At 64.6% G+C, this 24,463-nt stretch carries 20 protein-coding genes; 12 read left to right on the forward strand and 8 right to left on the reverse strand.

The annotated features are described in order from the left end of the window. Positions 1 to 13 precede the first annotated feature (13 nt). The 3 genes from rpsO (at position 14) to M2332_RS15130 (ending at position 3,836) form a co-directional block, all read left to right on the forward strand. Entirely contained in the window at positions 14 to 283 is a 270-nt protein-coding gene (gene rpsO, locus M2332_RS15120; protein ID WP_181558998.1) for a 30S ribosomal protein S15, read from the forward strand. A gap of 268 nt (positions 284 to 551) precedes the next feature. Then, entirely contained in the window at positions 552 to 2,882 is a 2,331-nt protein-coding gene (gene pnp, locus M2332_RS15125) for a polyribonucleotide nucleotidyltransferase (RefSeq protein WP_264574696.1), read from the forward strand. A 180-nt stretch (positions 2,883 to 3,062) separates the two neighbouring features. Continuing rightward, a complete protein-coding gene (locus tag M2332_RS15130) occupies positions 3,063 to 3,836 on the forward strand; it encodes an HpcH/HpaI aldolase family protein (RefSeq protein ID WP_264574697.1) in 774 nt (257 codons plus the stop codon). A 27-nt stretch (positions 3,837 to 3,863) separates the two neighbouring features. Here M2332_RS15130 and M2332_RS15135 read toward each other — a convergent pair whose 3' ends face one another. Next, positions 3,864 to 4,037 (reverse strand): hypothetical protein, encoded by a 174-nt coding sequence (locus tag M2332_RS15135; RefSeq protein WP_264574698.1) that lies wholly within the window; start codon positions 4,035 to 4,037, stop codon positions 3,864 to 3,866. On the opposite strand from M2332_RS15135, the gene M2332_RS15140 reads away from it, so the two are divergent. The 8 genes from M2332_RS15140 (at position 4,027) to M2332_RS15175 (ending at position 15,955) form a co-directional block, all read left to right on the forward strand. Next, on the forward strand, positions 4,027 to 5,004 hold the full coding sequence (locus M2332_RS15140) for an ABC transporter substrate-binding protein (RefSeq protein WP_264574699.1): 978 nt from the start codon (positions 4,027 to 4,029) through the stop codon (positions 5,002 to 5,004). The two genes, M2332_RS15135 and M2332_RS15140, sit on opposite strands and share 11 nt — an antisense overlap. Then, positions 5,001 to 6,959, forward strand: coding sequence for a nuclear transport factor 2 family protein (locus tag M2332_RS15145; protein ID WP_264574700.1), 1,959 nt, complete (start codon positions 5,001 to 5,003; stop codon positions 6,957 to 6,959). Before M2332_RS15140 ends, M2332_RS15145 begins: the two co-directional genes overlap by 4 nt. A 3-nt stretch (positions 6,960 to 6,962) precedes the next feature. After that, the gene (locus M2332_RS15150) at positions 6,963 to 7,865 is read left to right on the forward strand and encodes a hypothetical protein (RefSeq protein WP_264574701.1); all 903 of its coding nucleotides are present in this window, start codon (positions 6,963 to 6,965) and stop codon (positions 7,863 to 7,865) included. Between the two features lie 22 nt (positions 7,866 to 7,887). Beyond that, the gene (locus M2332_RS15155; RefSeq protein WP_264574702.1) at positions 7,888 to 8,742 is read left to right on the forward strand and encodes an amidohydrolase family protein; all 855 of its coding nucleotides are present in this window, start codon (positions 7,888 to 7,890) and stop codon (positions 8,740 to 8,742) included. A gap of 9 nt (positions 8,743 to 8,751) precedes the next feature. Next, positions 8,752 to 9,114 carry a twin-arginine translocation signal domain-containing protein gene (locus tag M2332_RS15160; protein ID WP_264574703.1) on the forward strand — a complete coding sequence of 121 codons (363 nt, stop codon included), beginning with the start codon at positions 8,752 to 8,754 and terminating at the stop codon, positions 9,112 to 9,114. Positions 9,115 to 9,249: 135 nt separating this feature from the next. Beyond that, complete coding sequence (locus tag M2332_RS15165; RefSeq protein WP_264574704.1) at positions 9,250 to 11,814, forward strand: TonB-dependent receptor; 2,565 nt, start codon at positions 9,250 to 9,252, stop codon at positions 11,812 to 11,814. 60 nt (positions 11,815 to 11,874) lie between these two features. Next, a complete protein-coding gene (locus M2332_RS15170; protein WP_264574705.1) occupies positions 11,875 to 12,780 on the forward strand; it encodes an amidohydrolase family protein in 906 nt (301 codons plus the stop codon). 190 nt (positions 12,781 to 12,970) lie between these two features. Further along, positions 12,971 to 15,955, forward strand: a complete 2,985-nt coding sequence (locus M2332_RS15175; RefSeq protein WP_264574706.1) for a TonB-dependent receptor plug domain-containing protein — start codon at positions 12,971 to 12,973, stop codon at positions 15,953 to 15,955. 138 nt (positions 15,956 to 16,093) lie between these two features. Here M2332_RS15175 and M2332_RS15180 read toward each other — a convergent pair whose 3' ends face one another. The 7 genes from M2332_RS15180 to M2332_RS15210 all read right to left on the reverse strand — a co-directional run bounded on the left by M2332_RS15180 (position 16,094) and on the right by M2332_RS15210 (position 23,355). Beyond that, a complete protein-coding gene (locus tag M2332_RS15180) occupies positions 16,094 to 17,029 on the reverse strand; it encodes a 3-keto-5-aminohexanoate cleavage protein (protein ID WP_264574707.1) in 936 nt (311 codons plus the stop codon). Between the two features lie 8 nt (positions 17,030 to 17,037). Continuing rightward, on the reverse strand, positions 17,038 to 18,495 hold the full coding sequence (locus tag M2332_RS15185; RefSeq protein ID WP_264574708.1) for an NAD-dependent succinate-semialdehyde dehydrogenase: 1,458 nt from the start codon (positions 18,493 to 18,495) through the stop codon (positions 17,038 to 17,040). Positions 18,496 to 18,503: 8 nt separating this feature from the next. Beyond that, on the reverse strand, positions 18,504 to 18,971 hold the full coding sequence (locus M2332_RS15190; RefSeq protein ID WP_264574709.1) for a nuclear transport factor 2 family protein: 468 nt from the start codon (positions 18,969 to 18,971) through the stop codon (positions 18,504 to 18,506). A gap of 119 nt (positions 18,972 to 19,090) precedes the next feature. Beyond that, positions 19,091 to 20,041, reverse strand: a complete 951-nt coding sequence (locus M2332_RS15195) for a helix-turn-helix domain-containing protein (protein WP_181559011.1) — start codon at positions 20,039 to 20,041, stop codon at positions 19,091 to 19,093. A gap of 99 nt (positions 20,042 to 20,140) precedes the next feature. After that, on the reverse strand, positions 20,141 to 20,878 hold the full coding sequence (locus M2332_RS15200) for an SDR family NAD(P)-dependent oxidoreductase (protein WP_264574710.1): 738 nt from the start codon (positions 20,876 to 20,878) through the stop codon (positions 20,141 to 20,143). Beyond that, entirely contained in the window at positions 20,875 to 22,188 is a 1,314-nt protein-coding gene (locus M2332_RS15205; RefSeq protein ID WP_264574711.1) for an MFS transporter, read from the reverse strand. Before M2332_RS15205 ends, M2332_RS15200 begins: the two co-directional genes overlap by 4 nt. A gap of 12 nt (positions 22,189 to 22,200) precedes the next feature. Next, positions 22,201 to 23,355 carry an iron-containing alcohol dehydrogenase gene (locus M2332_RS15210; RefSeq protein WP_264574712.1) on the reverse strand — a complete coding sequence of 385 codons (1,155 nt, stop codon included), beginning with the start codon at positions 23,353 to 23,355 and terminating at the stop codon, positions 22,201 to 22,203. 377 nt (positions 23,356 to 23,732) lie between these two features. Between M2332_RS15210 and M2332_RS15215 the strand changes: the two genes are divergently transcribed. Next, complete coding sequence (locus M2332_RS15215) at positions 23,733 to 24,260, forward strand: helix-turn-helix domain-containing protein (protein ID WP_264574713.1); 528 nt, start codon at positions 23,733 to 23,735, stop codon at positions 24,258 to 24,260. The last annotated feature ends 203 nt before the right edge of the window (positions 24,261 to 24,463 follow it).

A 24,463-nucleotide genomic window follows, 5' to 3' on the forward strand; every position in this document is an offset into this window, starting at 1 on the left:
GAAAGGAATGACGATGTCGATTACGGCTGAACGCAAGGCGGAACTGATCAAGGACAATGCCCAGCAAGAGGGCGATACCGGTTCGCCGGAAGTGCAGGTTGCGATCCTCACGGAGCGCATTTCCAACCTCACCGAGCACTTCAAGGGCCACCACAAGGATAATCACAGCCGCCGCGGCCTGCTGATGATGGTCAACAAGCGTCGTTCGCTGCTCGACTATCTCAAGAAGAAGGATGCGGGGCGCTATACCGCTCTCATCGCGAAGCTCGGCCTTCGCAAGTGACCCAATCGTTCGGCCCGCTTCGGCGGGCCGTTTACGTATTGCGTCACCCCCGCGCATGCGGGGATCCAGCACGAGACAGGCGCGGGAGCGCCGTCCAAGGCTGAGATGACAGAACTGGACTCCTGCTTTGGCGGGAGTGACGAGGAGGGGATGGCACTTCGGCCAACCTCTTTGTGGGACGCAAGACTAGTCCCGAACCGCCGCGGGCCGGCTTAGCCCGCACTGCAGCCCCGCCGCGCAATAGGGCCGGTGGGTGGAAGGAAAACCAATGTTTGATGTGAAGACAGTAGAAATCGAGCTGGGCGGAAAGACCCTCAAGCTCGAAACGGGCCGTATTGCCCGTCAGGCCGACGGCGCGGTGCTCGCGACCTATGGCGAAACGGTTGTGCTGTGCGCTGTCACCGCCGCCAAGTCGGTGAAGGAAGGGCAGGACTTCTTCCCGCTCACCGTTCACTATCAGGAGAAATTCTCGGCTGCCGGGCGTATTCCGGGCGGCTTCTTCAAGCGCGAGCGCGGCGCGACGGAAAAGGAGACACTGGTCTCCCGCCTGATCGACCGCCCAGTGCGTCCGCTGTTCCCGGAAGGGTTCTACAACGAGATCAACGTGATCGCGCAGGTTCTCTCCTTCGATGGCGAGACCGAGCCCGATATTGTGGCGATGATCGCGGCTTCCGCTGCGCTCACCATTTCCGGCGTGCCTTTCATGGGCCCGATCGGCGCCGCGCGCGTCGGCTACAAGGATGGCGAGTATCAGCTCAACCCGAGCCTCGATGAGGTGAAGACCGGCGAGCTCGACCTCGTTGTCGCAGCCACCGACACCGCCGTGATGATGGTGGAATCGGAAGCCAAGGAGCTTTCCGAAGACGTCATGCTCGGTGCCGTCATGTTTGCTCACGATGCTTCGCGCAAGGTCGTCGACGCGATCATTCAGCTGGCCGAGAAGGCCGCCAAGGCTCCTTGGGAAATCGACCTCTCCGACAATACGGCGGACATGAAGGCCAAGCTCAAGAAGCTGATCGGCAAGGACATTGCCGCCGCCTACAAGCTGACCGACAAGTCGGCGCGCTCGGGTGCCTTGAACGAAGCCCGCGCCAAGGCGAAGGAAGCGTTCGCGGCTGAGGGCGCGCAGACCCAGATGGTCGCCAACAAGCTCATGAAGAAGCTGGAAGCGGAAATCGTGCGCGGCGCCATCCTCAAGGACGGGCAGCGTATCGACGGTCGCACGACCACGCAGATCCGCCCGATCGAAGCGATGGTGGGCTTCCTGCCCCGCACGCACGGCTCGGCGCTGTTCACGCGCGGCGAGACGCAGGCCATCTGCACGACCACGCTCGGCACCAAGGATTCCGAGCAGATGATCGACGGTCTGACCGGTCTCTCCTACGAGAACTTCATGCTGCACTATAACTTCCCGCCCTATTCGGTCGGTGAAGTGGGCCGCTTCGGCGCGCCCGGTCGTCGTGAAGTCGGCCACGGCAAGCTCGCCTGGCGCGCGCTGCACCCGGTGCTGCCGAGCAAGGATGAATTCCCCTACACGATCCGCGTGCTCTCGGACATCACCGAGTCCAACGGTTCCTCCTCGATGGCGACCGTCTGCGGCGGTTCGCTCTCGATGATGGATGCCGGCGTGCCCCTGAAGCGTCCGGTCTCCGGCATCGCCATGGGCCTCATCCTGGAAGGCAAGGACTTTGCGGTCCTCAGCGACATTCTGGGTGACGAGGATCACCTTGGCGACATGGACTTCAAGGTCGCCGGTACCTCCGAAGGCATCACCACGATGCAGATGGACATCAAGGTCGCCGGTATCACGCAGGAGATCTTCGAGGTCGCGCTGCGTCAGGCCAAGGACGGTCGCGCCCACATTCTGGGCGAGATGAGCAAGGCGCTGGGCGAAGTCCGCACCGAACTCTCGGCTCATGCCCCGCGCATCGAGACGCTGCAGATCGACAAGAGCAAGATCCGTGAAGTCATCGGCACGGGCGGCAAGGTCATTCGCGAGATCGTCGCGGAGACGGGCGCCAAGGTCGACATCGACGACGAAGGCCTGATCAAGATCAGCTCGTCCGACGTGAACCAGATCGAGGCGGCCAAGGCCTGGATCCTCGGCATCGTCGAGGAAGCGGAAGTCGGCAAGGTCTATAACGGCAAGGTCGTCAATCTGGTCGACTTCGGCGCGTTCGTGAACTTCATGGGCGGCAAGGACGGCCTCGTCCACGTCTCGGAAATCCGCAACGAGCGGGTCGAGAAGGTGGCGGACGTCCTCAAGGAAGGCCAGGAAGTCAAGGTCAAGGTCCTCGAGATCGATCCGCGTGGCAAGGTGCGCCTCTCCATGCGCGTTGTCGATCAGGAAACCGGCGAGGAGCTGGAGGACACCCGTCCTGCCCGCGAACCGCGCGGTGACCGTGGCGACCGGGGTGATCGCGGCGACCGTGGTCCGCGTCGTGACGGCGGCGGCCGTGGCGACCGTGGTCCCCGCCGGGATCGCGGTGGTGACCGTGGCGGCGAGCGTGGTGAACGCGGCCCCCGCCGCGAGCGCAGCGATGATGACGGCCCGGCGCCCGAGTTCGCGCCTGCCTTCCTGAAGCGCGACGACGACTGATCGCCTTCAAAGCGAGATTGAGAGAAGCCCCGCAGCGATGCGGGGCTTTTTTCATGCCCACGGTCCGAGCGGGCGTTGCAGCTCTGCAAAGACTCCGAGCCGTTCGAGACAAGCGGGCGCCGTCGGCCTGCGCACAGTGGCTTTTTGCGCACCGGTGCAGCGGATCGAACAGGGCGGTTAGTGGACAATTTCGTAGACTATGCGCTGCAGCGGGCCGCGCAGGGGCGGGGCCTGCTGGGGACTTGGGTCAAGCTGCCGTCGCTGGAGACGCTGGAGCTGATCGGCCATGCCGGCTTCGATGTCGTAGTGATCGACATGGAGCACGCCCCGCACACTCTCGAGCGTGCCTACACGCTGATCGCAACTGCGCAGACGATGGGCATGGCGGCGCTGGTTCGGCTGCCCGATCATAGCGGATCGCCGATCCAGCCCCTGCTGGACGCTGGCGCGGACGGCCTGCTGGTGCCGCGCATTACCAATCCTGCCGATGCCCATGCGGTGTGCCGCAAGATGGTGTTCAGCCCGGCCGGGGAGCGGGGCCTCGGCCTCACCTCGCGTGCCGGTCGCTGGGGTCTGGCGCCGATTCCGGAGTATGTCGCGCGGGGCGACGGGCAGTGCCTGCGCATGATCCAGCTTGAGGACTGGGCCAGTCTGGAGCGGACTGCGGAATTTGCGGCGGTCGAGCATGTGGGCGGCATTTTCATCGGCCATGGCGACCTGTTTCTCTCCAGCGGCAAATCGGCCGCGCATCCCGATGTTGAGGCGCTCACCGCCGCCATGCTCGCCGCGACCAAGCAGGCGGGCCTGCTGTCTGGCGTGGCCGTCGGCACCGCGCAGGAAGCCGCGCCGTATCTGGCGATGGGCTTCTCGCTGGTGATGGTGAGCAATGATGCGATGATGTTCGCGCACGCCGCGGCGCAGACGGTGCAGGCGGTGCGGGGAGGGCTGGATTGAGGCGAGCGAGGCGCAGCCCAGCCTGCGCTATTTGTCCTCGACGGAAGCCAGTTTTTCCTCGCGCGGCATCAACGCGCATTTGAATTGCGGCCCGCCAGCGTGGGCGCCTAGCGTGAATGAATAGGGCCGGGCCAACAGGTTGCGGTGTTGAGGAGGGATGACGGTGCGCACAATCAGGAACAGTCTCGCAATGGCGGCCATGCTCGCGGCCGGCGCGCTCCTTCCCGCGAGTGCCACAGCCAGGGATGAGGGGAAGCCGGGGCCGATTGCCGTGTACGGCAATATCCAAACTTTCGAGATCGCACCCGTGCTCCTGGCGGCCAAGACTTTCTATCCCGATGCTGCCACGGTGAAGATGGGCGGCATTCCCAATCTGGTTGGAGAGCCGATCATTGCCGGCTTCGGCGAGGAAGGCGTGGCGGATGTCGCCACGCATGCCGAAACGCAGGCGCTGCGCTACTCGGTCAAGCATCCCAATCTGCGCATCATCCTGCAGGTGACCGAGGGGCATTATCGCATCGTTGCGCGGAAATCGGCGGGGATCGCGAGCGTCGCGGACCTCAAGGGCAAGCGCGTCGCGTCGATCCCGCAGACGTCCTCGGGCTATTTCTTTCACAAAATGCTGGCCCAGGCTGGCCTGTCCTATGACGATATCGAGGTCGTCCGTACGCCGGGCCCGCTCAGCGAGATGACCAAGGCGCTCGCCGAACGGCGCGTCGATGCCGTGATCATCTGGGAGCCGGAGAGCGAGAACAGCGCGCGCGCCTTGGGTAACGACCTGATCGAGTTCAGCGGCGATGGCGTTTATGCCGAGCAGTTCAACCTCAACAGCACGGCGGAAAATCTCGCCGATCCGGTCAAGCGCAAGCAGATCGTCCGCTTCGTCCGTGCCGTGATCGATGCGGCGGCGGCGCTCCGCAAGGACCCTGCAGCGGCGCAGGCCCTCGTGGTGGAGCGGGGCGGCCATTCGGTGGAGGAAGTGCAGACGGCGTGGAAGCACCACGCCTTCAACGCTGATTATCCTGCCGACCTGCTCGATATCATGACTGAGGAAGAACAGTGGCTGGCAGAGCGTGACAAGCGGCCGGCAAGGTCGCGCGCGCAGCTTGCGACGCTGATCGACCGCAGCGTGTACGAAGAGGCGCTGGCGCTGGAGCCGACGACGTGAGCGAGCCGGGGCGCATGATCCTCTCACGACGCGCGATCCTGCTCGGGAGTGCGGCGACGCTGCTAGCGGGCTGCGCAACGTCACGGATGGCGTCTGCGGGGGCGGGCAGTGACGCTGCGGACCTGACTGCGCGCCTCGCGGATGTCCGCGCGATCCGCGAGATCAAACGCCTCCAGCATGTCTGGGCGCATTATGCGCAAGCCGGCCAGTGGGCCGACATGGCGCGTCTGTTCGCCGCTGACGGCCTATGGACCGACGGCACGCAATCCGTGACAGGCCGCACACCCATCGAGGCGCATCTGCGCAGCACGATGGGCGGCGACAGTCGTGGACTGCCGGCAGGGCATCTCAATCTGCGCCTGTTCCTCAGCCCGGTCATCACCCTCGCGCCCGACGGCCAGTCCGCGCGCGGACGCTGGCATGAGGTGGCGATGACGGGCGTGAACGGCCAGTCGGCTGGCTGGGCCGGCGGCATTCACGTGATCGATTATGTCCGGGTCTCCGGCGATGCCGGCGGCATGGGTGGCTGGGCGATTGCGCGGATGCACTATCACCCGCAATTTGCCGGCCCTTATGACAAGGGCTGGACGCATGTTGCGCCCAGCGTGCCGATGGTGCCGTTCCACTATACGCCAGATCAGGCCGGTAATCCGTGGGGCGCCAAGCGTCCCGCACCGAGCCCGCTGCCGGTCCGCGAGATCGCAGGGCAGGCCGATCTGCTGGTCTCGCAGGGGCTGGTGCAGAATCTTCAGGCCGCGTTCGGCTTCTATCTCGATCGCAAGATGGACGACGACATTGTCGATCTGTTCACCGAAGATGCGCTGGTCGACATTGCCGGCACCGGGCAGTTTGTGGGCCATGCCGGCGTCCGCCGTGCGCTCGCGCTGTTCGGCGAGGCCGGTCTGAAGACCGGCGAATTGAACGACCGTCCCCAGCTCATGCCGGTCGTGACGATGGATGCGGGCGGACGTAGCGCCACGGTGCGCAATATCGAGATCGGGATGACCGGTCAGCATGGCGGTGAGACCTACTGGTCTGCGACGATCCAGGATTTCACCTGCGCGCGCGGAGAAGGTGGCCGCTGGCGTATCACGGCGCTGCGCCGCGTGCCGGTGATGCGCGCGGCTTATGCAAAAGGCTGGCAGGCGCCGCTTGCGGCCGGTTTGCCCGGCGTGGCTGCGGCGCGACCGGACCGGCCCTCGCAACTGGCCGAACCGTCCTATCCCGGCCATCGACCAGCACCGGCGCGCTTCGCCGATGCGCTCGCGCCCGCGCCATCCTTTGCCGGCACCGGAGATGCAGCAACACTGCTCGCCCGCGCGGCCGCCTTCGATGGCGCGGAAAACATCGCCGATGCCTATGGCTATTATATCGACGAGTTCCGCTGGGACGACACGGCCGATCTCTTCGCCACCGACGGCTGGAAAGAGCTCTCCTATATCGGCACCTATGTCGGGCGGGAGCGTGTGCGGGGGTCGCTGTTCGGGCGCTATGGCAATGCCGGGCGCTCGGCGGCGTTCATGGCCATCCACCAGAAGACGCAGCCCTATGTGACCGTTTCGGAAGACGGGATGCGCGCCAATATCCGCCTGCGCCTGTTCCAGTTCAACAGCGCCGCCAAGGGGCAGGGGTCGTGGATTTCGGGCATCTACGAGAATCAGGCGGTGCTCGAAAACGGCGTCTGGCGCATTCACGGCATGGATCTCGATTATGTCTGGCTCGCCGATTACGCCGGCGGTTGGGCCGCGATCGTGCCGGGCGCCAGCGAGCGCTATCGCCCCAAGCCCGAGGATGTTGCCAAGAACCCGCCGGATGGCCCGCTGCGCGGCGTCACCTTCGCGCCTTATCCCGCCATCGCCCCGATGGGCTTCCATTTCGCCAATCCGGTGAGCGGCCGCGCTCCCGAGACCTTCCTGCACTGGTCGGACGGCCGCCGCGCCGCCGCCACGGAGTAATTCATGTACGAATCCGACGATCCCCGTTCCCGCCTCTCGACTGCCGCAGCCGGGGGAGCCGCGCCTGCCAGCGCCTTCGGGGCCTCCACTTACGCCCGCTTCTATGAAGAGGCCCCACAGGAGACGGCGCCCGGCCTCAAGACTTGGCTCACGCGTGGGCAGAATTTCGTCGTCGCTTACTCGCAGGCGGAAGAAGGCGTGGTGTTCGACCGATCCGGCCAAGTCGACGAATATGTCCTGCTGCTGCCGGATGCGCAGAGCGCGGTGACCATCGAGATCGACGGCGTGCCGCACGAGATCGCTGGCAACAGCATCAACTTCGTGCCGCCGGGCGATAGCCGCATCACGGTCCGCTCGGCTGGCCAGATCGTCCGGCTGTTTTCGCTGGAGGCGCAAGATCTGCTTGCGCGGGTCGTCAATCCGCAGGCCTATGCTGGGCCGCATCCGCAGATTCCGCCGTTCCAGCCGTGGCCTGATCCGGTCGATGGGTTCAAGCTGCGCAGTTACAGCCTGGATGTGCCGGACGAGCCGGGGCGTTTCGGCAAGATCTGGCGATGCACCACCTTCATGGTCAACGTCTTCCCGCCGCAGGGGCCGCGCGATGTGACCAAGCTCTCGCCGCATCATCACGATGATTTCGAGCAGTGCTCCCTGGCGCTGGAGGGCGACTATATGCACCATCTGCGCTGGCCATGGACGGCCAACCAGCATGACTGGCGCGACGACGAGCATGAGCGCTGCGGCGCGCCGTCGGTGTGCGTCATTCCGCCCCGCGTCATCCACACCTCCGCGCCGTCCGCGCCCGGTCGTAACGTGCTGGTCGATATCTTCTCGCCCCCGCGTGCCGATTTCTCGGACATGCCCGGCTGGGTGCTGAACGCGGATGAGTATCCGCGCGCGCAATGATGCAGTCGAGGAGGGGGACGAGATGACATCCTTGACCGATGACGCGGTGCGCAATCCTATCATCGATTGCCATGCCCACATCTTTTCGGCGGACATGCCCGTCACCAGCGGCGCGTGGATCACGCCGGACTATGCCTTTACGGCGGATGACCTGCTCGCGCGGATGGATGCGCATGGCATCCATTTCGCGGTGATCTCCGCGCTCAGCATTTCGGGCAGCTACAATGACTATCTGATTTCCGAACTGCGCCGGCATAAAAGGCTGCGCGGTACCGCGATCGTTCCCCCGGGCACGGATTTCTACGTGCTGGAGCGGATGCGCGACGATGGCATCATCGGCATCCGGCTGCAGCTCGCCCGCGCCGAATATCATGCCGATTATCGCAGCGACGAATATCGGCTGCTGTTTCGCCGCGCCCGCGATCTTGGCTGGCATGTCCATGTCGCCATCGAGGGACAGAACCTGCCGCCGGTGCTCGATGCGCTGGTGGAAAGCGGGGTCGACATCGTGATCGACCATTTCGGCCATCCCGATCCGCAGGCGCCGCTCGATTGCGTCGGCTTCCGCGCGATGCTCGATGCGGTCGACAAGGGACATACCTGGGTCAAGCTCTCGGGCGGCTTCCGCCTGCCGGGGCCGGAAGCCTGGCGCGACGATCCCGATGGCGACCTCGAAAGCCTCGCCCAGCATGTCGCGGAACATCTGGTGGCGCGCGTCGGCACCGATCGCCTGCTGTGGGGCAGTGACGCGCCCTTCGTCGGCTACGAACGCCGCATCGGCTACGAGCAGGTGCTGGCCAGCTACCGCCGCTGGGTGCCCGATCCCGCTCAGCGCGCCCAGATTTGCCGGACTGCACTCAAGCTCTATTTTTCCTGATTGGAGACCATGATGCCCAACACCCAGCTTTCCCGTCGCGGTTTCATCGGTGCGAGCGGCGGCGCCATCGTCGGCGCGGCCATGGTGCCCACCGCCCTTCAGGCAGCCGAAGTGCCGGTGCTCCATGCCGATGGCATCCATGATGATACCGATGCGCTGGAGGCGCTGTTCGCCGGTCGGCAGGTGCGGGTCGCGCAGAAGGACGTCGTGGCGCGCTACGAAAACGGCACGGTTCGGCTGATCAACGGCCGTTACCTCATGAGCCGGCCCGTGCGCGCGCATGGCGATGCCGCGGTCTATACCGGTCACTGCACCTTCCGCATCGGCGAGGGACCGGCGCTGCCTTATCCGGAACTGCAGCAGTTCGCGTGATGAACGCGGGTTCGTAAACGGCATATGCCGGGCAAGGCGTCGTTCAGTGCCGCATTCGGCAAGATTGGATGATGGAGCCCCTCTAGTGCTCCCCCCGAGGCCAGACATGGCTGCACCAATTCGGGAGGGGATGAGATGAAGAGGACTTTCGGTAAGGTTTCAGCGTCCGCGCTGGCGCTGTGTATAGCGCAGACCGGCCATGCGCAGGTCACTGAGGCGGACGGCGTTTCCGAGCGTGGAACCGGGATCGCGGACATCGTCGTTACGGCGACCCGTCGCGCGACCAACCTGCAGGATACGCCGATTGCGATCTCGGCGCTGCCGGCAGACGCGCTGATGGAGCAGGGGCTGACCAACGTCGCCGAAATGTCGCGCGTCGTTCCCAACGTCTCCTTCGAGAAGTCGCAGGCGGCATTCGGCCCCGGCATGAGCGCCTTCATCCGTGGCATCGGCTCGAGCGAGACCAATTTGTCGGGTGAAGCGGGCGTCGCCTTCTATATCGACGATGTCTATTATCCGCTTGTCTTCGGCTCCATGTTCGATCTGCTTGATCTGGAGCGGGTCGAGGTGCTGCGGGGCCCGCAAGGCACGCTGTTCGGCCGCAACTCGCTGGCCGGCGCCGTCAACCTCACTACCCGCCGCCCGGTGCTGGGCGAAGCTTCGGGCTATGGCGAGTTCACAGTCGGCAGCTATGACCGCCGCGAGATGCGCGTCGGTATCAACCTGCCGCTCGGATCGACCATGTCGCTCTCTGTCTCCGGTCTGGTCAAGAAGATGACTGGCTACCAGCGGCAGCTCGATTTCCGCTGCGAAATGATCCGCCGGGGCACGCCTCAGCTGGCCGGTCTGTTCCCGACTGCGGATGCCGGCCTGCTCAACAATTCCGACATCAATCCGCCCAAGGATTGCACCATCGGCCATCTGGGTGGTGAGGATGTGCAGGCCATCCGTGGCCAGATCTACTGGGAGCCCACGCCGCGCCTCAAAATCACCGCCGCGCTGGATTATCTCCAGGACAATTCGGAGGCGGCCATGGATAGCGTCGTCGCCATTAACCCGGCCGTCGCAGCCGGCCGCTCCGCGGTCTCGACGCTGTTCAACCGCTGGACGGCACCGGGCGGCCCGACCTTTGCTTATGATAGCCGCTTCATCACCGGCGACCCTTACACGACCTTCGCGACCTTTGCCGATCCGATCGCGGCTGGCACAGCCATTCCCGGCAACACATTCTACAATGGCTCGCCCTTCCGCGGCGGTATCACGCACCCCAGCAACGTTCCGCAGACGAACTGGGGCGGCAATGCGCGGATTGAATATGAGATCAGCGACAGCATCGATGTCGTCGGCATCGTCGGCTATCGCCGCTATGATGGCGTGTTCGGGTTCGATGTCGATGGTTCGCCCGTCGCCATGGAAAACAATCGCAATGATGTGTTCCAGGATGACTGGACCGGCGAAATCCGCCTGATCGGCAAGACCGGCTGGGCCGATTGGGTCGTCGGCGCCTTCTATTATTGGGCGGATGGCGAACAGCGCTTCTCCGGCACGTCGCCGTTCAACAACACGCAGCGTTACCTGTGGAGCCGTTACACGCCGGAGAGCAAGGCGGTCTTCGCCAACGCCACGCTGCGGCCCTTCGGCGATCGCTTTGGCCTGACGCTTGGCGGGCGCTTCTCCAAGGACAAGAAGGGCGTTGATTATCGCAGCGTGCTGGATGGCACGACGGCCGCCTCGACGCAGTTCACCATCTCGCCCACCGGCCAGACCGTCTTCAACTTCGACATCAAGGACGAGCGGTTCGACTGGAAGGTCGGTGCTGACTACAAGCTGAGCGAGCGCACGATGATCTATGCGTCCGTCTCCACCGGCGCGCGGCTGCCGGGCTTCAATGCCCGTCCGCTCCAGCCGAGCCAGGTTGCGCAATATCCGGGCGATGAAACCCAGTCCTACGAACTGGGCGTCAAGACCGATCTGTTCGACCGGATGCTGCGGATCAACGCTGCGGCCTTCTACACGGACTATAAGACCCGTCCGACGAGCGTCTCGGGTCAGGAATATCAGTTGGGTGCCAATGGGCAGCCAGCCCCAGGGGGTTTCCTCGAAATTCCCAATCCAGTGAATCCCGCGTTCACGACCTGCCGTCCGCTGACGGCGGCTGAGATCACCGCCGGGACGCCGGGCTTTGCTTGCATCGGCCGCACCTTCTACCAGAACACGCCGGGCAAGGTGAAAGGCTTCGAGCTGGAGCTGGATTTCCGTCCGGTCGAGGGCTTGGCGGTCGGCGGCTCAATCGGCTACCACAAATTCTCGTCGGCCGATCTTGATGCCCGCCCGGCCGGCCAGAACCGGCGCCCGGTGGCGATCCCCGAGCTCAAGGCCAATGCCGGCATCCAGTATGAGTTCGATGCGCCGGCTCTGCAGGGCACGGTCACGCCACGTGTCGACTGGTTCTACACCGGCAGCCAGGTCTACAGCCCGGACCGTGTAGAGTATAATCAGGACGGCTATTCGCTCGTCAACGCCCGCCTGACTTACGCGAACAAGGAGTATGATTTCTCCATCGCAGCGGGCGTCACCAACGTCTTCAAGCAGTTCTACTGGCGCAATTACTTCATCTACCAGGCTATCGGCTATCCGCAGATCAACGGCCAGCCGGGCGCCCCGCGTGAGTGGTATCTCACCCTGAACAAGCGGTTCTGATCGGAAGGCGGGCGCTGGCCCGTCACCGACCATCAAGCATAGGCGAGAGGAACAAGGTATATGCAGATCATCGACGGTCAGATCCACGAACCCCATATCGGCGGCGGTATGCGCGCCGCCAAGCCCGAAGGCGAGACGATCACGCCGCAGCTTGAAGAGTTCATCAATGTCGAACTGGCGCGCGAGGCGATCGATTGCGTCGGCGTCGACAAGGCGATTATCTATGCGGGCCGGGCCTTTAACGAAGCGGCGGTGCGCTACTATCCGGACCGGTTCGGGGCGGTCGAAGTGTTCGACCATGCGGCGCCGGACCTCGAGCAGCAGATGTCGGCTTTCAAGAAGAAGCCGGGGATGCTCGCCACGCGCGTGCTGTTCACCAATTACGGGCAGGTCTGGCGCAAGCCGGGCGCGCAGATCGCGGTCAGTCCGCTGGTCAGGCAGGGCGCGTTCGACCGCTATTTCGCTTATGGCGCCAAGTATAAGATCCCGATGTTCGTCGGTGCCCATGAGTTCGGTCACGAGGCCGCGATCTATGCCGAGCGGCACCCGGACATGACGATCATCATCGATCACTACGGGGTCACCCAGTCGATGATCGCGCCGCCCAAGGACCGCTGGGCGAACCTTCCCAAGCTGCTCGACATGGCGCGCTATCCCAATGTCTATGTGAAGCTGTGCGGGATGCCGATCATCTCCAAGGAGGCCTATCCCTATCACGACATCTGGCCATACGTTCACAAGATCCTGCACGCCTTCGGCCCGGAACGGTGCCTGTGGGCGAGCGACATGACCCGGCAGCGCTGGGGCACGGAAACGCCGCCGGGTCCCAATGGCTTCCCGCTCCGCAAGGACTGGAAGCCCTATGCGGACGCGCTCTACAGCCTGCTCCACACCAATGAGATTTCGCAGAGTGACAAGGAGTGGATTTTGGGCGGCACGATTAAGCGCGCGCTCAACTGGGCGTAAGAGCACCGCAGCACACCGATGACATCGGAGCCGGGCGATGCCGTCGTCCGGCTCTGTTTGTGCCGAATTCGGCATAAGCTGGATCACTTGGAGATAAGAAGCGGCCCGTTGCGCAATGCGATGGTCCGCATGAGATCGCGCCCGGCAAAGGTCGTGCGCGCAAAATATACATAATGGGGAGGCCGTACGAATGACTTTGAAAGTGAAAGGACGCGGGGGCGCGTCGCATCTGCTGCGGGCGGCACTGCCGGCGGCGGCGTTGCTGTCAATGCCGGTTCAGGCGCAGGACAGCAGCGGGGCGGAGAGCGCGAGCGAGCAATCCATCGTCGTCACGGGCACGCGGATCCGCAACAACGCCTTTAACGAGCCGACGCCCGCCACGGTGTTCGGCATCGAGCAGACTGAGAAGCTGGGCATCGTGAATGCCGGCGATATCGTCGAGCTGATCCCGCAGAACACGGCCTTCCAGTCAGACGCGACGGCTGGCATCACCGCGGGCGCGAATGTCGGCGCCTCTTATGCGAACCTGCGCGGCCTTAATCCGGATTCCGGCACGCGCACGCTCACGCTGGTCAATTCCCGCCGCTTCGTTCCGACATCGGACGGCGGTGCGGTTGACCTCAACCTCATTCCCACCGCGATGATCAAGCGCGTGGAGACGGTGACGGGCGGCGCATCGGCGGCTTATGGGTCGGATGCCATTGCCGGTGTTGTCAACCTCATCCTCGATACCGAGCTCGAGGGGCTGCGCGGGCAGGTCGATTATGGCCAGACCTTCCGGGGTGATGGGAAAGGCCATCATGGCTCGCTCGTCTATGGCACGCGCGTCGGCAGCCGCGGCCATATCGTCATCGGCGGCGAATATGAGAAGAGGGACGGCATCGGCGATTGCTCGCTCTCACGCGACTGGTGTGCGGAAAGCTACGACGTCTTCGTGAATGCCAATAATGTGCTGGCCAACGGCTCGCTCTCGGGCTTCGATCGTCCGGGCACGCCGGGCTATGGTCTACCCAACTTCATCATCGGCCCCAATTCCAAGCAGGCGTTCAACGATGCGCGCGGCGTGGTTCGCAACCGAGCGCCTGCCGCGCCGGCGGCGCGCAACATCCGCTTCAATGACGACGGCACCGGCATTGTGCAGTTCGATCCCGGCACGTACGTCCAATCGTCGCAGACCGGCCCGCGGCAGGGCGGCGACGGCGAATCTACCTATGCGGATTCCGACATCCAGACGCCGGTCGAGCGCTTCGTCGGCTATCTCTCCGGCAAATACGACCTGTCGGACACGGTCGAGGCCTATACCGAAGTCACCTACGCGCATCGCTCCGCCTCCAACAGCGGCGTGACAGCCGGCCCACGCTCGACCTATTTCGTGCAGCCGGACAATGCCTTCCTGCCAGCTTCGCTCAAGACGCTGCTAGCGGGCACCCAGTTCAGCCTAGGCAAGGATGTTGATGCGCAGATCCCGGCGCTCAACTCGGTCACCGCAGATGTCTGGCGCGCGGTGTTGGGCGTCACCGGCGAGATCGGTGGCGATTGGAACTGGGACGTCTATTATCAATATGGCCGCAACAAGCGGCATCAGTCGGCCCGCTATTCGCGCGTGAACACCGAGTTCCAATACGGGCTGGACGCCGTGGTCAATCCGGCGACCAACCAGATCGTCTGCCGGGAACTGCTCAAGGCCAATCCCAATCCGCGCGCGCAGGGCTGCGTACCGATGAACCTGTTTGGTCTCGATAATCTCAGCCAGGCGGCCATCGACTACGCCTACCGCCCGGTGGTGGAGGACTTCCTCTATACCCAGCATGTCGCTGCCGCCTCGATCAGCGGCTCGCTGTTCGACGGCTTTGGCGCCGGGCCGGTCGGCGCTGCCACGGGTGTGGAGTACCGCAAGGAAAAGGGCGATGTGACCCATGGCGATATTCCGAATTACACTGACTATGCCTTCACCTTTGGCCTGGATTATGGCGGCACCATCGAGGTGCTCGAAACCTTCGGGGAAGTGAGCGTGCCGCTGTTGGCGAACCGGCCGTTCTTCGAGACGCTGGAGCTCAACGGCGCCGTCCGCTGGACGCGCAACAAGGCGTCGGATGCGTTCACCAGCGAGGAGAAGACGACCGAGGCGGTGAGCTACAAGCTCAGCGGCATCTGGGAAATCGGCGGCGGTGTACGCCTGCGCGGCTCGCGCTCGCGCGATATCCGCGCTGGCGGCTTCCGCGAGCTTTTCCAGCGTCAGGTGGCGACCGAGGAAGGCTCCTCGCAGGGCATCGTCGACAACCCGAATATCCCGGGCGTTGGCAATGACGATCCGACCCCGATCCTCAATGGCGGCAGCTTCGCGCTGACGCCGGAAAAGGCCGATACGACGACGGCGGGCATCGTGTTCCGCCCAAGCTTCATCCCGGGCCTGCGCATGTCGGTCGACTGGTATCAGATCGCCATCGAGGATGCCGTCAGCCGGCTCGGCGGCCAGCAGATCGTCGATTTCTGCGATCAGTTCGACATCTTCTGTGACCGGATCACCTTCGTCTCGCCGACCAACATCTCGTACATCGATGCCCGCCAGGTGAACCTCGGCAGCATGACTGTGCGCGGCCTCGATTTCGAGTTCGACTATACGCTGCGCCTGTCCGACCTTTCGGCCGATTGGGGCGGGGCGCTCAACCTGCGCGTGCTGGCCAACCACCAATATGACTTCAAGGTGCAGGCCGATCCGACCACGCCGGTGATCGATTATGCCGGGCAGACCGGGCCGGTCAGCAGCGGCGGCAACTTCAACCCCGCGCCCTCGTGGATCGTCAACGCGTTCCTGAGCTATGACAGCGGGCCGTTCAACGCCACGGTGAGCATGCGCCGGATCAGCTCGGGCATCTACAATGTCGAGCGGGTTGGGCCGGAAGATGAAGGCTACGACCCAAGGCTGCGCAACAGCATCAACACCAACCGCGTGAAGGGAGCGAGCTATTTCGGCCTCGCCATGTCCTATGCGATCCCGGTCGGAAATGGTGGGAACAGCATCGAGGTGTTCGGTGCGATCGACAATATCTTCGACAAGAAGCCGCCGATTGCGCCGGGTGGTGGTGGCCTGGGTGGCTCCAACTATCCAACCAACCCGGTCTATTTCGACACCTTCGGTGCGCGGTTCCGGACCGGCGTACGGGTCAAATTCTGATCTGACGCCAGCGCTGCAGATGCCAGCCGGGCTTCCGAAAGGAGGCCCGGCTTTCTGTTGCAGAAATGCCCGCCCGGCCATTCAGGCCGGGCGGGCACCCAAAAGCGATGGACGTTGAAGGGAGGCCGAAGCTCTGGCTCAGAAGCCGACGGCGTCGCCGCCCTTGAGGCCGAGCAACGCGCGGGCTTCGGCAGGCGTCGCAATCTCGCGGCCCAGGGCTTCGATCACGAGGCGGATACGCTCCACCTGCTGCGCGTTGGAGGTGGCGAGTTCGCCCTTGCCGATGAACAGGCTGTCTTCCAGCCCGACGCGGACATTGCCCCCGAGCAGCGCGCTCTGGGTGCAGAAGCCGAGCTGATGGCGGCCCGCCGCGAAGGCCGAGAACACATAATCCTCGCCAAACAGACTATCGGCCATGGTCACCATATGGGCGAGATTGCGCGGATCGGCGCCGATGCCGCCCAAGATGCCGAACACGCCCTGGATGAGGAATGGCGGATCGATCAGCCCCCGGTCCGCGAAATGCGCGAGCGTGTACAGATGGCCGATATCGTAACACTCAAACTCGAAGCGCGTGCCGAATTCCCGACCGACTTCCAGCATGATGCGCTCGATATAGGCATTGTCATTGTACATGATCCGCCCGCGCGCGCCTTCGACATAGGGCTGCTCCCAGCCGTGCTGCCACTGCGTGACCCGCTTGGCCGCGCCGGAGAAATCGAAGATCAGCGGTCCCATGTTGAGAGAGCACAGCTCGGGCCGGGCCTGCTTGGCGCCTTCCAGCCGGTCATCAAGCGACATGGTGGCGCTGCCGCCAGTGGAGATGTTGACCACCGCGTCCGTCGCCTGCCGGATGCGCGGCAGAAAGGCCATGAAATCGGCCGCGCGGGGGCTTGGGCTACCGTCCGCCGGATTACGGGCATGCAGGTGCAAGATCGCCGCGCCGGCCTGCGCTGCGCCAATGGCGGCCTCCGCAATCTCGTCCGCGCTCACCGGCAGATGCGGCGACATGGAGGGCGTGTGGATCGAGCCGGTCGGCGCGCATGTGATGATGACCTTGGCGTGTTTGCGCATAAGCGGGTCTAAAGTCCTGCGTGACAGAGATATTTGAGGTTTTGATATTCGGCGAGGCCGTGGTGCGAGCCCTCGCGCCCGAGGCCCGACTGCTTGACGCCGCCAAAGGGCGCATAAGGCGTCGAGATGAGGCCGGTGTTGATGCCGACGATGCCGCTCTCCAGATCCCGGCCCACGCGGGCAATCGTCGCCGGATCGCTGGAGCAGAGATAGGCGGCGAGGCCAAATGGCGTATCGTTCGCCAGCCGCACGCCGTCCTCCACGCTGGCAAAGCCGATGACGCCGGCCAGCGGCCCGAAGGTCTCTTCGCGGGTCAGCAGCGCATCCGATGCAACGTCGCCAATCAGCGTCGGCACCGCGATGCGCCCGCCCGGCGATGCGCCCCCGGCAATCAGACGTCCGCCATGGCGCAGCGCATCCTCGCGATGCTCGTCGATCTTGGCAATGGCGCGATCGTCGATCATCGGGCCGACATCGATGCCGTCTTCAAAGCCGTCGCCGGCCTTCATCGTCGCGACCTTGCTACCAAACGCGTCGAGAAAGCGGTCGCGGATGCCATTCTGCACATAGATGCGGTTCGCCGCGACGCAGCTCTGGCCGCCATTACGGAACTTGGCGACCATCGCCGTTTCGACTGCGGTGTCGAGGTCGGCATCATCGAAGATCAGCAGCGGCGCATTGCCGCCCAGTTCGAGGCCGAGCCGCTTGATCGTCGGGGCGCAGGCTTCCGCCAGCATCGCGCCCACCGGGGTCGAGCCGGTGAAGGAGAGTTTGCGGACGATCGGCGATCCGGTCATCACCGGGCCAATTGTCTTGGAATTGCCGGTGACCACGCTGAACACGCCCGCTGGCACGCCTGCTTCTTCACCCAGCTTGGCAAAGGCCAGTGCCGTGAGCGGCGTCAGCTCGGCCGGCTTGGCGACGATGGTGCAGCCGGCCGCCAGCGCCGGCCCGACCTTGCGCGTGAGCATGGCGAGCGGGAAGTTCCATGGCGTGATCGCCACGCACACGCCGATCGGCTCGCGCTCGACCATCAGGCGGCGGCCGGTCACCGGGGCGGGGATGATCTCGCCCACCGAGCGGGCCGCCTCATCGGCGTAGAATTCGAGGAAGCCGGCGCCATAGTCGACCTCGGCGCGCGATTCCTTGAGCGCCTTGCCGTTCTCCAACGTGATGAGCCGGGCGAAGTCCTCCTTGTGCTGGATGACCAGCTCATACCAGCGCCGCAGGATCGCGCCGCGCTCCTTGGCGGGCCGCCGCGCCCATAGCGGGAAGGCGCGGTTCGCGGCGTCGATGGCCTCAGACACTTGCGCTTCGCTGACGCGCGGCACCTGTCCCACGGTCTCGAGCGTATAGGGATCGTCGACAGCGATGGGGTCGCCACTGCCATCCACCCATTTGCCGGCCACATAGGCCTTGGAAAGCAGAAGATCCTTCTCGTCGAGTTCGCCGCGCTGTCTGCTCATGGGCCTGCTCACTTTGCTTCTTGATCGTCCAGGTTCGGATTTGTGATCGGGGTATCACTTTCGAACAAATGCTCGAACCGGCGATAGGTGCACAGCCAGCGCCCGCCGGCGCCGCGAACATAACGGTCGGTCGCCAGCGAGATCGTCACCGGCGGATGGGTGGGGAGGGGACGCACGCCATCGGCGGCATAGAGGAACAGGTAATTGGTCGCTTCCGCGCTGTCCGGACCGGTGAACCAGGCGCGGAAGTTGGTGAAGGCATGGACTGCGAGCCGCTCGCCACGTTCGGCCCGCCAATCGTAAAATTGCTGGATTTTCGCGCGGCCGTTATAGGAGGCGAACTGGCCGTGGAAGACGGCATCCTCGGTATAATAATCCGAGGCCTTGCGCCCCTTGTTGGTATCGATCTCGTGCCAATATTCGGTCAGCTGCAGCGACAATATCTGGTTCAGATCAAGCACTTCCCTGGCAACCATTGCGTCTTCCGTCCTCCATGTCTCGCCTGTCGGCGTGGAGACCGGGCTGACATAGAGGTTGCGCCGCCGCTTGCCCGGGCGGGCAGGATGACTTGCTCAGGAAGGCGCCGGTCGGCTGGTCAGTTCGAGCCGGCCCGCCGGTAATCGCGCGGCGCCATGCCGAAATGCTCGTGGAAGGTGCGGGTGAAATGCGCCGCGCTGTTGAATCCCCAGGCAAAGGCGATCTCGGTCAGCGTATGGCCGGCCCAGGCGGGATTGCGCAGTTGCTTGCCGCATTCTTCCAGCCGCCGCCGGACAATGTAGCTGGACGCCTTCTCCCCGCGCGAGGCGAAGAGCGTGCGCAGGTAGCGCGGCGAGATACGCAGCCCCTCGGCGACACGCGCGGGCGTCAGTTCCGGGTCACGCAGATTGTCCTCGATATAGCGAATGACTTCGCTCTGTCGGCCCAGCATCACCGCCGAGCCTTCCGGCTGCTCGTCAAAGCCCATCGCATAGGCCGTGGAGAGCATTTCCAGCACGTGGCGAGCAAAGCGGCCATCATGATCGGAATGGAAGCCGCTCTGCACCTGCGTGTTGAGGTTCTCCAGCATGGCGGACATGACCGCCGTCAGCCCCACCTCATGATCGAGCTTGAGGCCGCAGAAGCGCTCGGGCGTCGGCAGGTGCTTCTTGATGAGGCCGGCATCAACGCGCAGCATGATAATCATCGAATTGTCGCCGAGCGTGAAGCTGTGCGGTGCCGCGCTGTCGCACAGCACGAAATCGCCCTGATCGAGCTGGGCCTGATGCCCGCAATGGTCGAGCACGCTGTTGCCGCGCGCCTGCATCAGGAAAGAATAAAGACGCGGCGCGCCGGGGCGGATATGGTTGCGCGTCCGCTCGATATGGCTGCGATTGGCCGCGATGCTGGCGAGCTGGATCGGCCCGAAATGGCTGAGGCTGAGCCGCGCGGCAAACTCATGCCGGTCCGCGGGCGTGAAGTTCACGCGATTGAGCTGCTGTGAATAGAGCTTTGTCCATGCCGCCGCGCGCGTCGATATGGGGAAGGCTTCAGTGCTGTAGGATTCCATGCTTATCCTCTCCGCGTGCCCTCTGTCCTTCTATCGAGGCGTCCCGGCCGCTTTCCTTCAGGGTCAACCATTTCAAGGCGCTTTGCAAGTTTCCCATAGTCACACGCCGCCGGAGACGGCGAGGTTCGCGCCATTCACAAAAGAGGCCTCGGACGAGAGCAGATAGCGGACCGCCTGCGCGATCTCATCCGCCTGTGCAGCGCGCTGCATCGGCACGCGGGCAGCGCCGGCGGCCAGCCGCTCGGCGCTCAGCATGTCCGTGGCGACCGGGCCGGGGGAGACGCAGTTGACGCGAATGCCATCACCGCCGACTTCCCGCGCCAGTCCGGTCATCAGGCTATCGAGGCCGCCTTTGGATGCGGCATACCAGACATATTCCCCGGCCGAGCCATAAGCGGTCGCCCGCGACGAAATGAAGACGATACCGCCGCCCGCGCCGCCACGCGAGAGGGCCATGCGCCGCACGGCTTCACGCGCCGCCAGCATCGCGCCGGTGAGATTGACCGCCATCACGCGCTTGAGGGTTTCCGCCGAGACCTCCGCCAGGGGAGAGGCCTGGCCGGTGATCCCGGCGGAATAGACGAGCGCGCCGATCGGCCCCAGCGCCTGCGCTTCGTCGAACAGGGCGATCAGATCGGCCTCGCGCGCGCTGTCCGCCTGCACCGCGTGAGCCTGACCGCCGGCAGTGGCGACGCTCGCTGCGACGGCCTGCGCCGCCGCTGCGTCACGCGCATAGCTGAACACGACATGGTAGCCGGACGCCGCGAGCAGCTGGACGATGGCGGCGCCGATGCCGCGGCTGCCGCCGATGACGACCGCGATGGGCTGCTGGCTCATGGAGCGGTTGCCTTTGCCTCAATGGGTTGGGGGGCTTCGTCCCGACCGAAGTCATCCAGTGACTGCAGCGCGCGGCCGGCGGTCTCGGGCAGCATCAGCGTTGCGATGAGGGCGCACAGGATGCCCCCCATGCCGACGATGGCCATCGCCGCGCCCAGCGGGATGATGGCGGCCACCAAGGGTACGGTCATGATGAACAGAGCGCTCGCGGCACGGCCGAAATTATAAGCAAAGGCCTGTCCGGTGCCGCGCAGTTCGGTCGGGAACAGTTCGGTGAAATAGGGGCCGAAGCTTGCATAGATGCCGAACTGGAAGAAGCCGTAGACGATGCCGAACGGCACGAGGAACCAGACATTCCCGCCCCATGGCCCGAACAGATAGATGGCGGCGGAGATCACGAAGCCGAGGCCGAACAGCCGGAAGGCATTGCGGCGCCCGACAAAGTCGCTGATCGCGGCGTTGAACAGAAAACCGAAGAAGCCGCCGACGCTGTTGAACATCACGCACAGCCCGGCCATCGCGATGCCGATGCCGCGCTCATTGGCAAGGAACACCGTCAGGTAGCTGCTCACCGCATAGCCCGCGCCCTGCGCGCCGACGGCCAGCAGCGATGCCAAGATGGTGATGCGGACGACCTTGGGCCGGAAGATGCTGGTGAGGCTGGTGCGCTGTCCGGTCTCCTGCGCACGCTGCTGAGCCTGCTTGAACAGATCAGAATCGTCGGACCCACGCCGGATGAAGAAGATCAAGGCGGCCGGAATGATGCCGACGAAGAAGGCGAGGCGCCAGCCGATCTCGGGATCGAAGGCGGAGGCGAATGGCCCGGCGATCAACGCGGCCAGACCGGAGCCGACTGCCGCGCCGCTGTGCAGCGTGCCCAGCGCCTTGCCGCGATGCTTGGGTGAGACGATTTCGCCGAGCAGCACCGCGCCCACCGCCCATTCCGCCCCGAAGCCGATGCCCTGCAACACGCGCAGCACGAGCAGTTGCTCGAAATTCTGGGCAAAGCCGGAGGCGAAGGAGAAGAAGGAGAACCACAGGATAGTGAGCTGCAGGATGCGGGCGCGGCCATAGCGGTCGCACAACCAGCCGCCGATCCAGCCGCCGATCGCCGCCGCGAAATAATTGGCGCTGGCGATGGTCCCGGCCTCGGTCAGCGAGATGCCAAGGCCGACGATGAGCAGCGGGATGAGATACTGATAGACCAGCCCATCCGCGCTATCCATCGCCCAGCCGGCGCTGCACGTCCAGAACACGCGGCGGGTTTTGCGGTCCGCGCCGCGATACCAGGAGAAGAGGTCGGCTTTCATGGGGTGTCGGTCCTATAGCGCAGCTTCGTAGATGGTGCGCGCATCGGATTCGGTGACCTCGCGCGGATTTCTGATGAGCAGCCGTTGCACGGTCATGGCGGCGGCAGCCATCTTGGGCACCGCGTTGGCGCCGATGCCGAAGGCGGACAAGTGCCGCTCGATGCCGATGGCAGCGGAAAGGCGCTCGATCTGCGCGATGCCGGCCAGCGCATCCGCCTCGTCATCGCCGGTCCGCGCCACGCCAAGGGCGGCAGCGACCTGAGCGTAGCGAGCGGGGGCCGCAGGCAGGGTGAAGCGCAGCACATGCGGCAGCAGCAGCGAGTTGGCGACGCCGTGGGGGATGTGGAATTCGCCGCCGAGCGGATAGGCCAAGGCGTGGACTGCCGCGGTGTTCACTGGGCCAAGGCACATGCCGCCCAGATGCGCCGCGCGCAGCATGGCATCGCGCGCCTCCAGGTCTGTGCCGTCCGTGCAGGCGCGTTCGAGATGGCCGGCGATCAGGCGGATGCCTTCGAGCGCCCAGGCGTCGACGACGGGATGGGCAAAGCGGTTGGCATAGGCCTCGATGCAATGCGTAAGCGCATCCAGCCCGGTCGCGGCGGTGACGGCGCGGGGCATTGAGACGGTGAGTTCGGCATCCAGATAGGCGAAATCCGGCACCAGATGATCGCTGACCACGCCCTTCTTCAGTTCCGCCGCCACGTCTTCCAGAATGGCGATGGGGGTGACTTCGCTACCGGTGCCGGCGGTGGTCGGGATGCAGGCGAGCGGAATGGCGCGGCCTTGGAGGAGGCCTGTGCCGATGACGTCATCGATGCCCTGCGCGCCATCCATCAGCGCGGCGACCAGCTTGGCGACATCCATCGCACTGCCGCCGCCCAGTCCGATGATGAAGCCGGCTTGGCTCTCGCGCGCCGTCGCCATGGCGGCCTCAAAATCGGCGAAGGTCGGCTCGCCGGCAATGGCGTCGAAAATCGTGGCGGCGCAGCCGGCTTTGGCCAGTTCGGAGGCGAGTGCTTCGCTGAGCGCACGCAGGGGGCTGCCGGAGACGATCAGCGCGCTTTCGGCGCCGGACGCGACGACATCGGCGGCACAGGCCGGCAGAAGACCGGCACCGATGCGCACCGTGCGGACATTGCGCAGGCTCAAAAGCTGTTCAGATTGCAAGGCTCACCTCTCCATCCCATCCCGTCTCTCTCTCGGTAGCGCGCGGCGTGCTGTCTTGATCTAGGCGGCAATATGCTTTGCCGCGCTCGTATCGGCACTTGGTGGCGGAGCCAAAGGGCGAAAGGGGCAGGGCTCCGCGCGAGCCGCGGGCTGACGAAGCGCGCCCGGCAGCGGTGCTAACCTCGCCGCGCCTTTTCGACTCCGAAATGGAGGCAATTGATGGAATGCCGGGGGCGGACTGGGTTAGCGTCTCCCGCTTGATCGACAGGAAGGAACCCATGCCACGCTCCGGCACCTTGCAGGGCATAAGACCGGTGCCGCACCGCGCCATTGCAAGCCGCCCAATGACGTGTCCCCGTTGACCGTGGAGGGGTGGGGTGACGGAGCCAGATCGATCCGGCCAAGCGCGCCGTCATCGTGCGGCCCGGCTGATTCAAGAAGCTGCAGACCGCATCGAGGCCGCGCGCCATCTGCTTGAGATTGAGCAGGAGGTTGCGGAAGGGGCCGGTGCGAGGCCCTTTGCCGACGGAGCGTTGCCGGTTGGGCTGCTCAGTCACGCGAACGAGCCGATGGCAGTTGCCCATCTGAATGCGGCCCTGGCACTGCGGGGCCATATCTGTGCGCGCCTGCTCCTGCGCCTGATTGCCGAGCCTGACCGGCTGATCCCGCTCGATGAACTTGCGTTGCTCCTGGATCGCGGTGCGATGTCGCGTGCGGCGATCAAGGTTCACATCTCAACGCTGCGGGCTGCGCTCAACGAAAAAGGCCTCGCCGGATCGGCGATCGAGACAGGCCGCCGTAGCTATGCCTTTCGCGCGGCAATGCTGCCGGCGCTGTCCAACATCCTCGAAGCGTGCCGTTTTGGTGCTGATTCCGGCAGGAACGAATCAAAACGGGACAGATGAGGTGGGACCCCATCGCATCGCTCCATCGGTCCGTCCTTTAGCGGTTGACTTCCCGTGATCACGGCGCACAAAGTGAAGCTCGCATAACATAATGTTACCTTAGAAAGCCAAAAAGGCTTCTAAAATTGCAGGGTCGCACCAGATGACAATCGACTTCAAGACATGACGGACCGCCGCTGACTGCCACGCGTTTGAGAATGATG

Origin of the sequence: Sphingobium sp. B11D3A (genome assembly GCF_025961695.1) — a bacterium.
GTDB lineage: Bacteria > Pseudomonadota > Alphaproteobacteria > Sphingomonadales > Sphingomonadaceae > Sphingobium.

What these genes read in the sequence shown, in the direction of transcription:
- M2332_RS15195 (WP_181559011.1), bottom strand. Translation starts at nt 20,041, where the DNA reads ATGGAATCCTACAGCACTGAAGCCTTCCCCATATCGACGCGCGCGGCG.
- M2332_RS15190 (WP_264574709.1), bottom strand. Translation starts at nt 18,971, where the DNA reads ATGGTTGCCAGGGAAGTGCTTGATCTGAACCAGATATTGTCGCTGCAG.
- M2332_RS15205 (WP_264574711.1), bottom strand. Translation starts at nt 22,188, where the DNA reads ATGAAAGCCGACCTCTTCTCCTGGTATCGCGGCGCGGACCGCAAAACC.
- M2332_RS15160 (WP_264574703.1), top strand. Translation starts at nt 8,752, where the DNA reads ATGATGCCCAACACCCAGCTTTCCCGTCGCGGTTTCATCGGTGCGAGC.
- M2332_RS15150 (WP_264574701.1), top strand. Translation starts at nt 6,963, where the DNA reads ATGTACGAATCCGACGATCCCCGTTCCCGCCTCTCGACTGCCGCAGCC.
- rpsO (WP_181558998.1), top strand. Translation starts at nt 14, where the DNA reads ATGTCGATTACGGCTGAACGCAAGGCGGAACTGATCAAGGACAATGCC.
- pnp (WP_264574696.1), top strand. Translation starts at nt 552, where the DNA reads ATGTTTGATGTGAAGACAGTAGAAATCGAGCTGGGCGGAAAGACCCTC.
- M2332_RS15155 (WP_264574702.1), top strand. Translation starts at nt 7,888, where the DNA reads ATGACATCCTTGACCGATGACGCGGTGCGCAATCCTATCATCGATTGC.
- M2332_RS15140 (WP_264574699.1), top strand. Translation starts at nt 4,027, where the DNA reads ATGGCGGCCATGCTCGCGGCCGGCGCGCTCCTTCCCGCGAGTGCCACA.
- M2332_RS15165 (WP_264574704.1), top strand. Translation starts at nt 9,250, where the DNA reads ATGAAGAGGACTTTCGGTAAGGTTTCAGCGTCCGCGCTGGCGCTGTGT.
- M2332_RS15185 (WP_264574708.1), bottom strand. Translation starts at nt 18,495, where the DNA reads ATGAGCAGACAGCGCGGCGAACTCGACGAGAAGGATCTTCTGCTTTCC.
- M2332_RS15180 (WP_264574707.1), bottom strand. Translation starts at nt 17,029, where the DNA reads ATGCGCAAACACGCCAAGGTCATCATCACATGCGCGCCGACCGGCTCG.
- M2332_RS15175 (WP_264574706.1), top strand. Translation starts at nt 12,971, where the DNA reads ATGACTTTGAAAGTGAAAGGACGCGGGGGCGCGTCGCATCTGCTGCGG.
- M2332_RS15135 (WP_264574698.1), bottom strand. Translation starts at nt 4,037, where the DNA reads ATGGCCGCCATTGCGAGACTGTTCCTGATTGTGCGCACCGTCATCCCT.
- M2332_RS15170 (WP_264574705.1), top strand. Translation starts at nt 11,875, where the DNA reads ATGCAGATCATCGACGGTCAGATCCACGAACCCCATATCGGCGGCGGT.
- M2332_RS15200 (WP_264574710.1), bottom strand. Translation starts at nt 20,878, where the DNA reads ATGAGCCAGCAGCCCATCGCGGTCGTCATCGGCGGCAGCCGCGGCATC.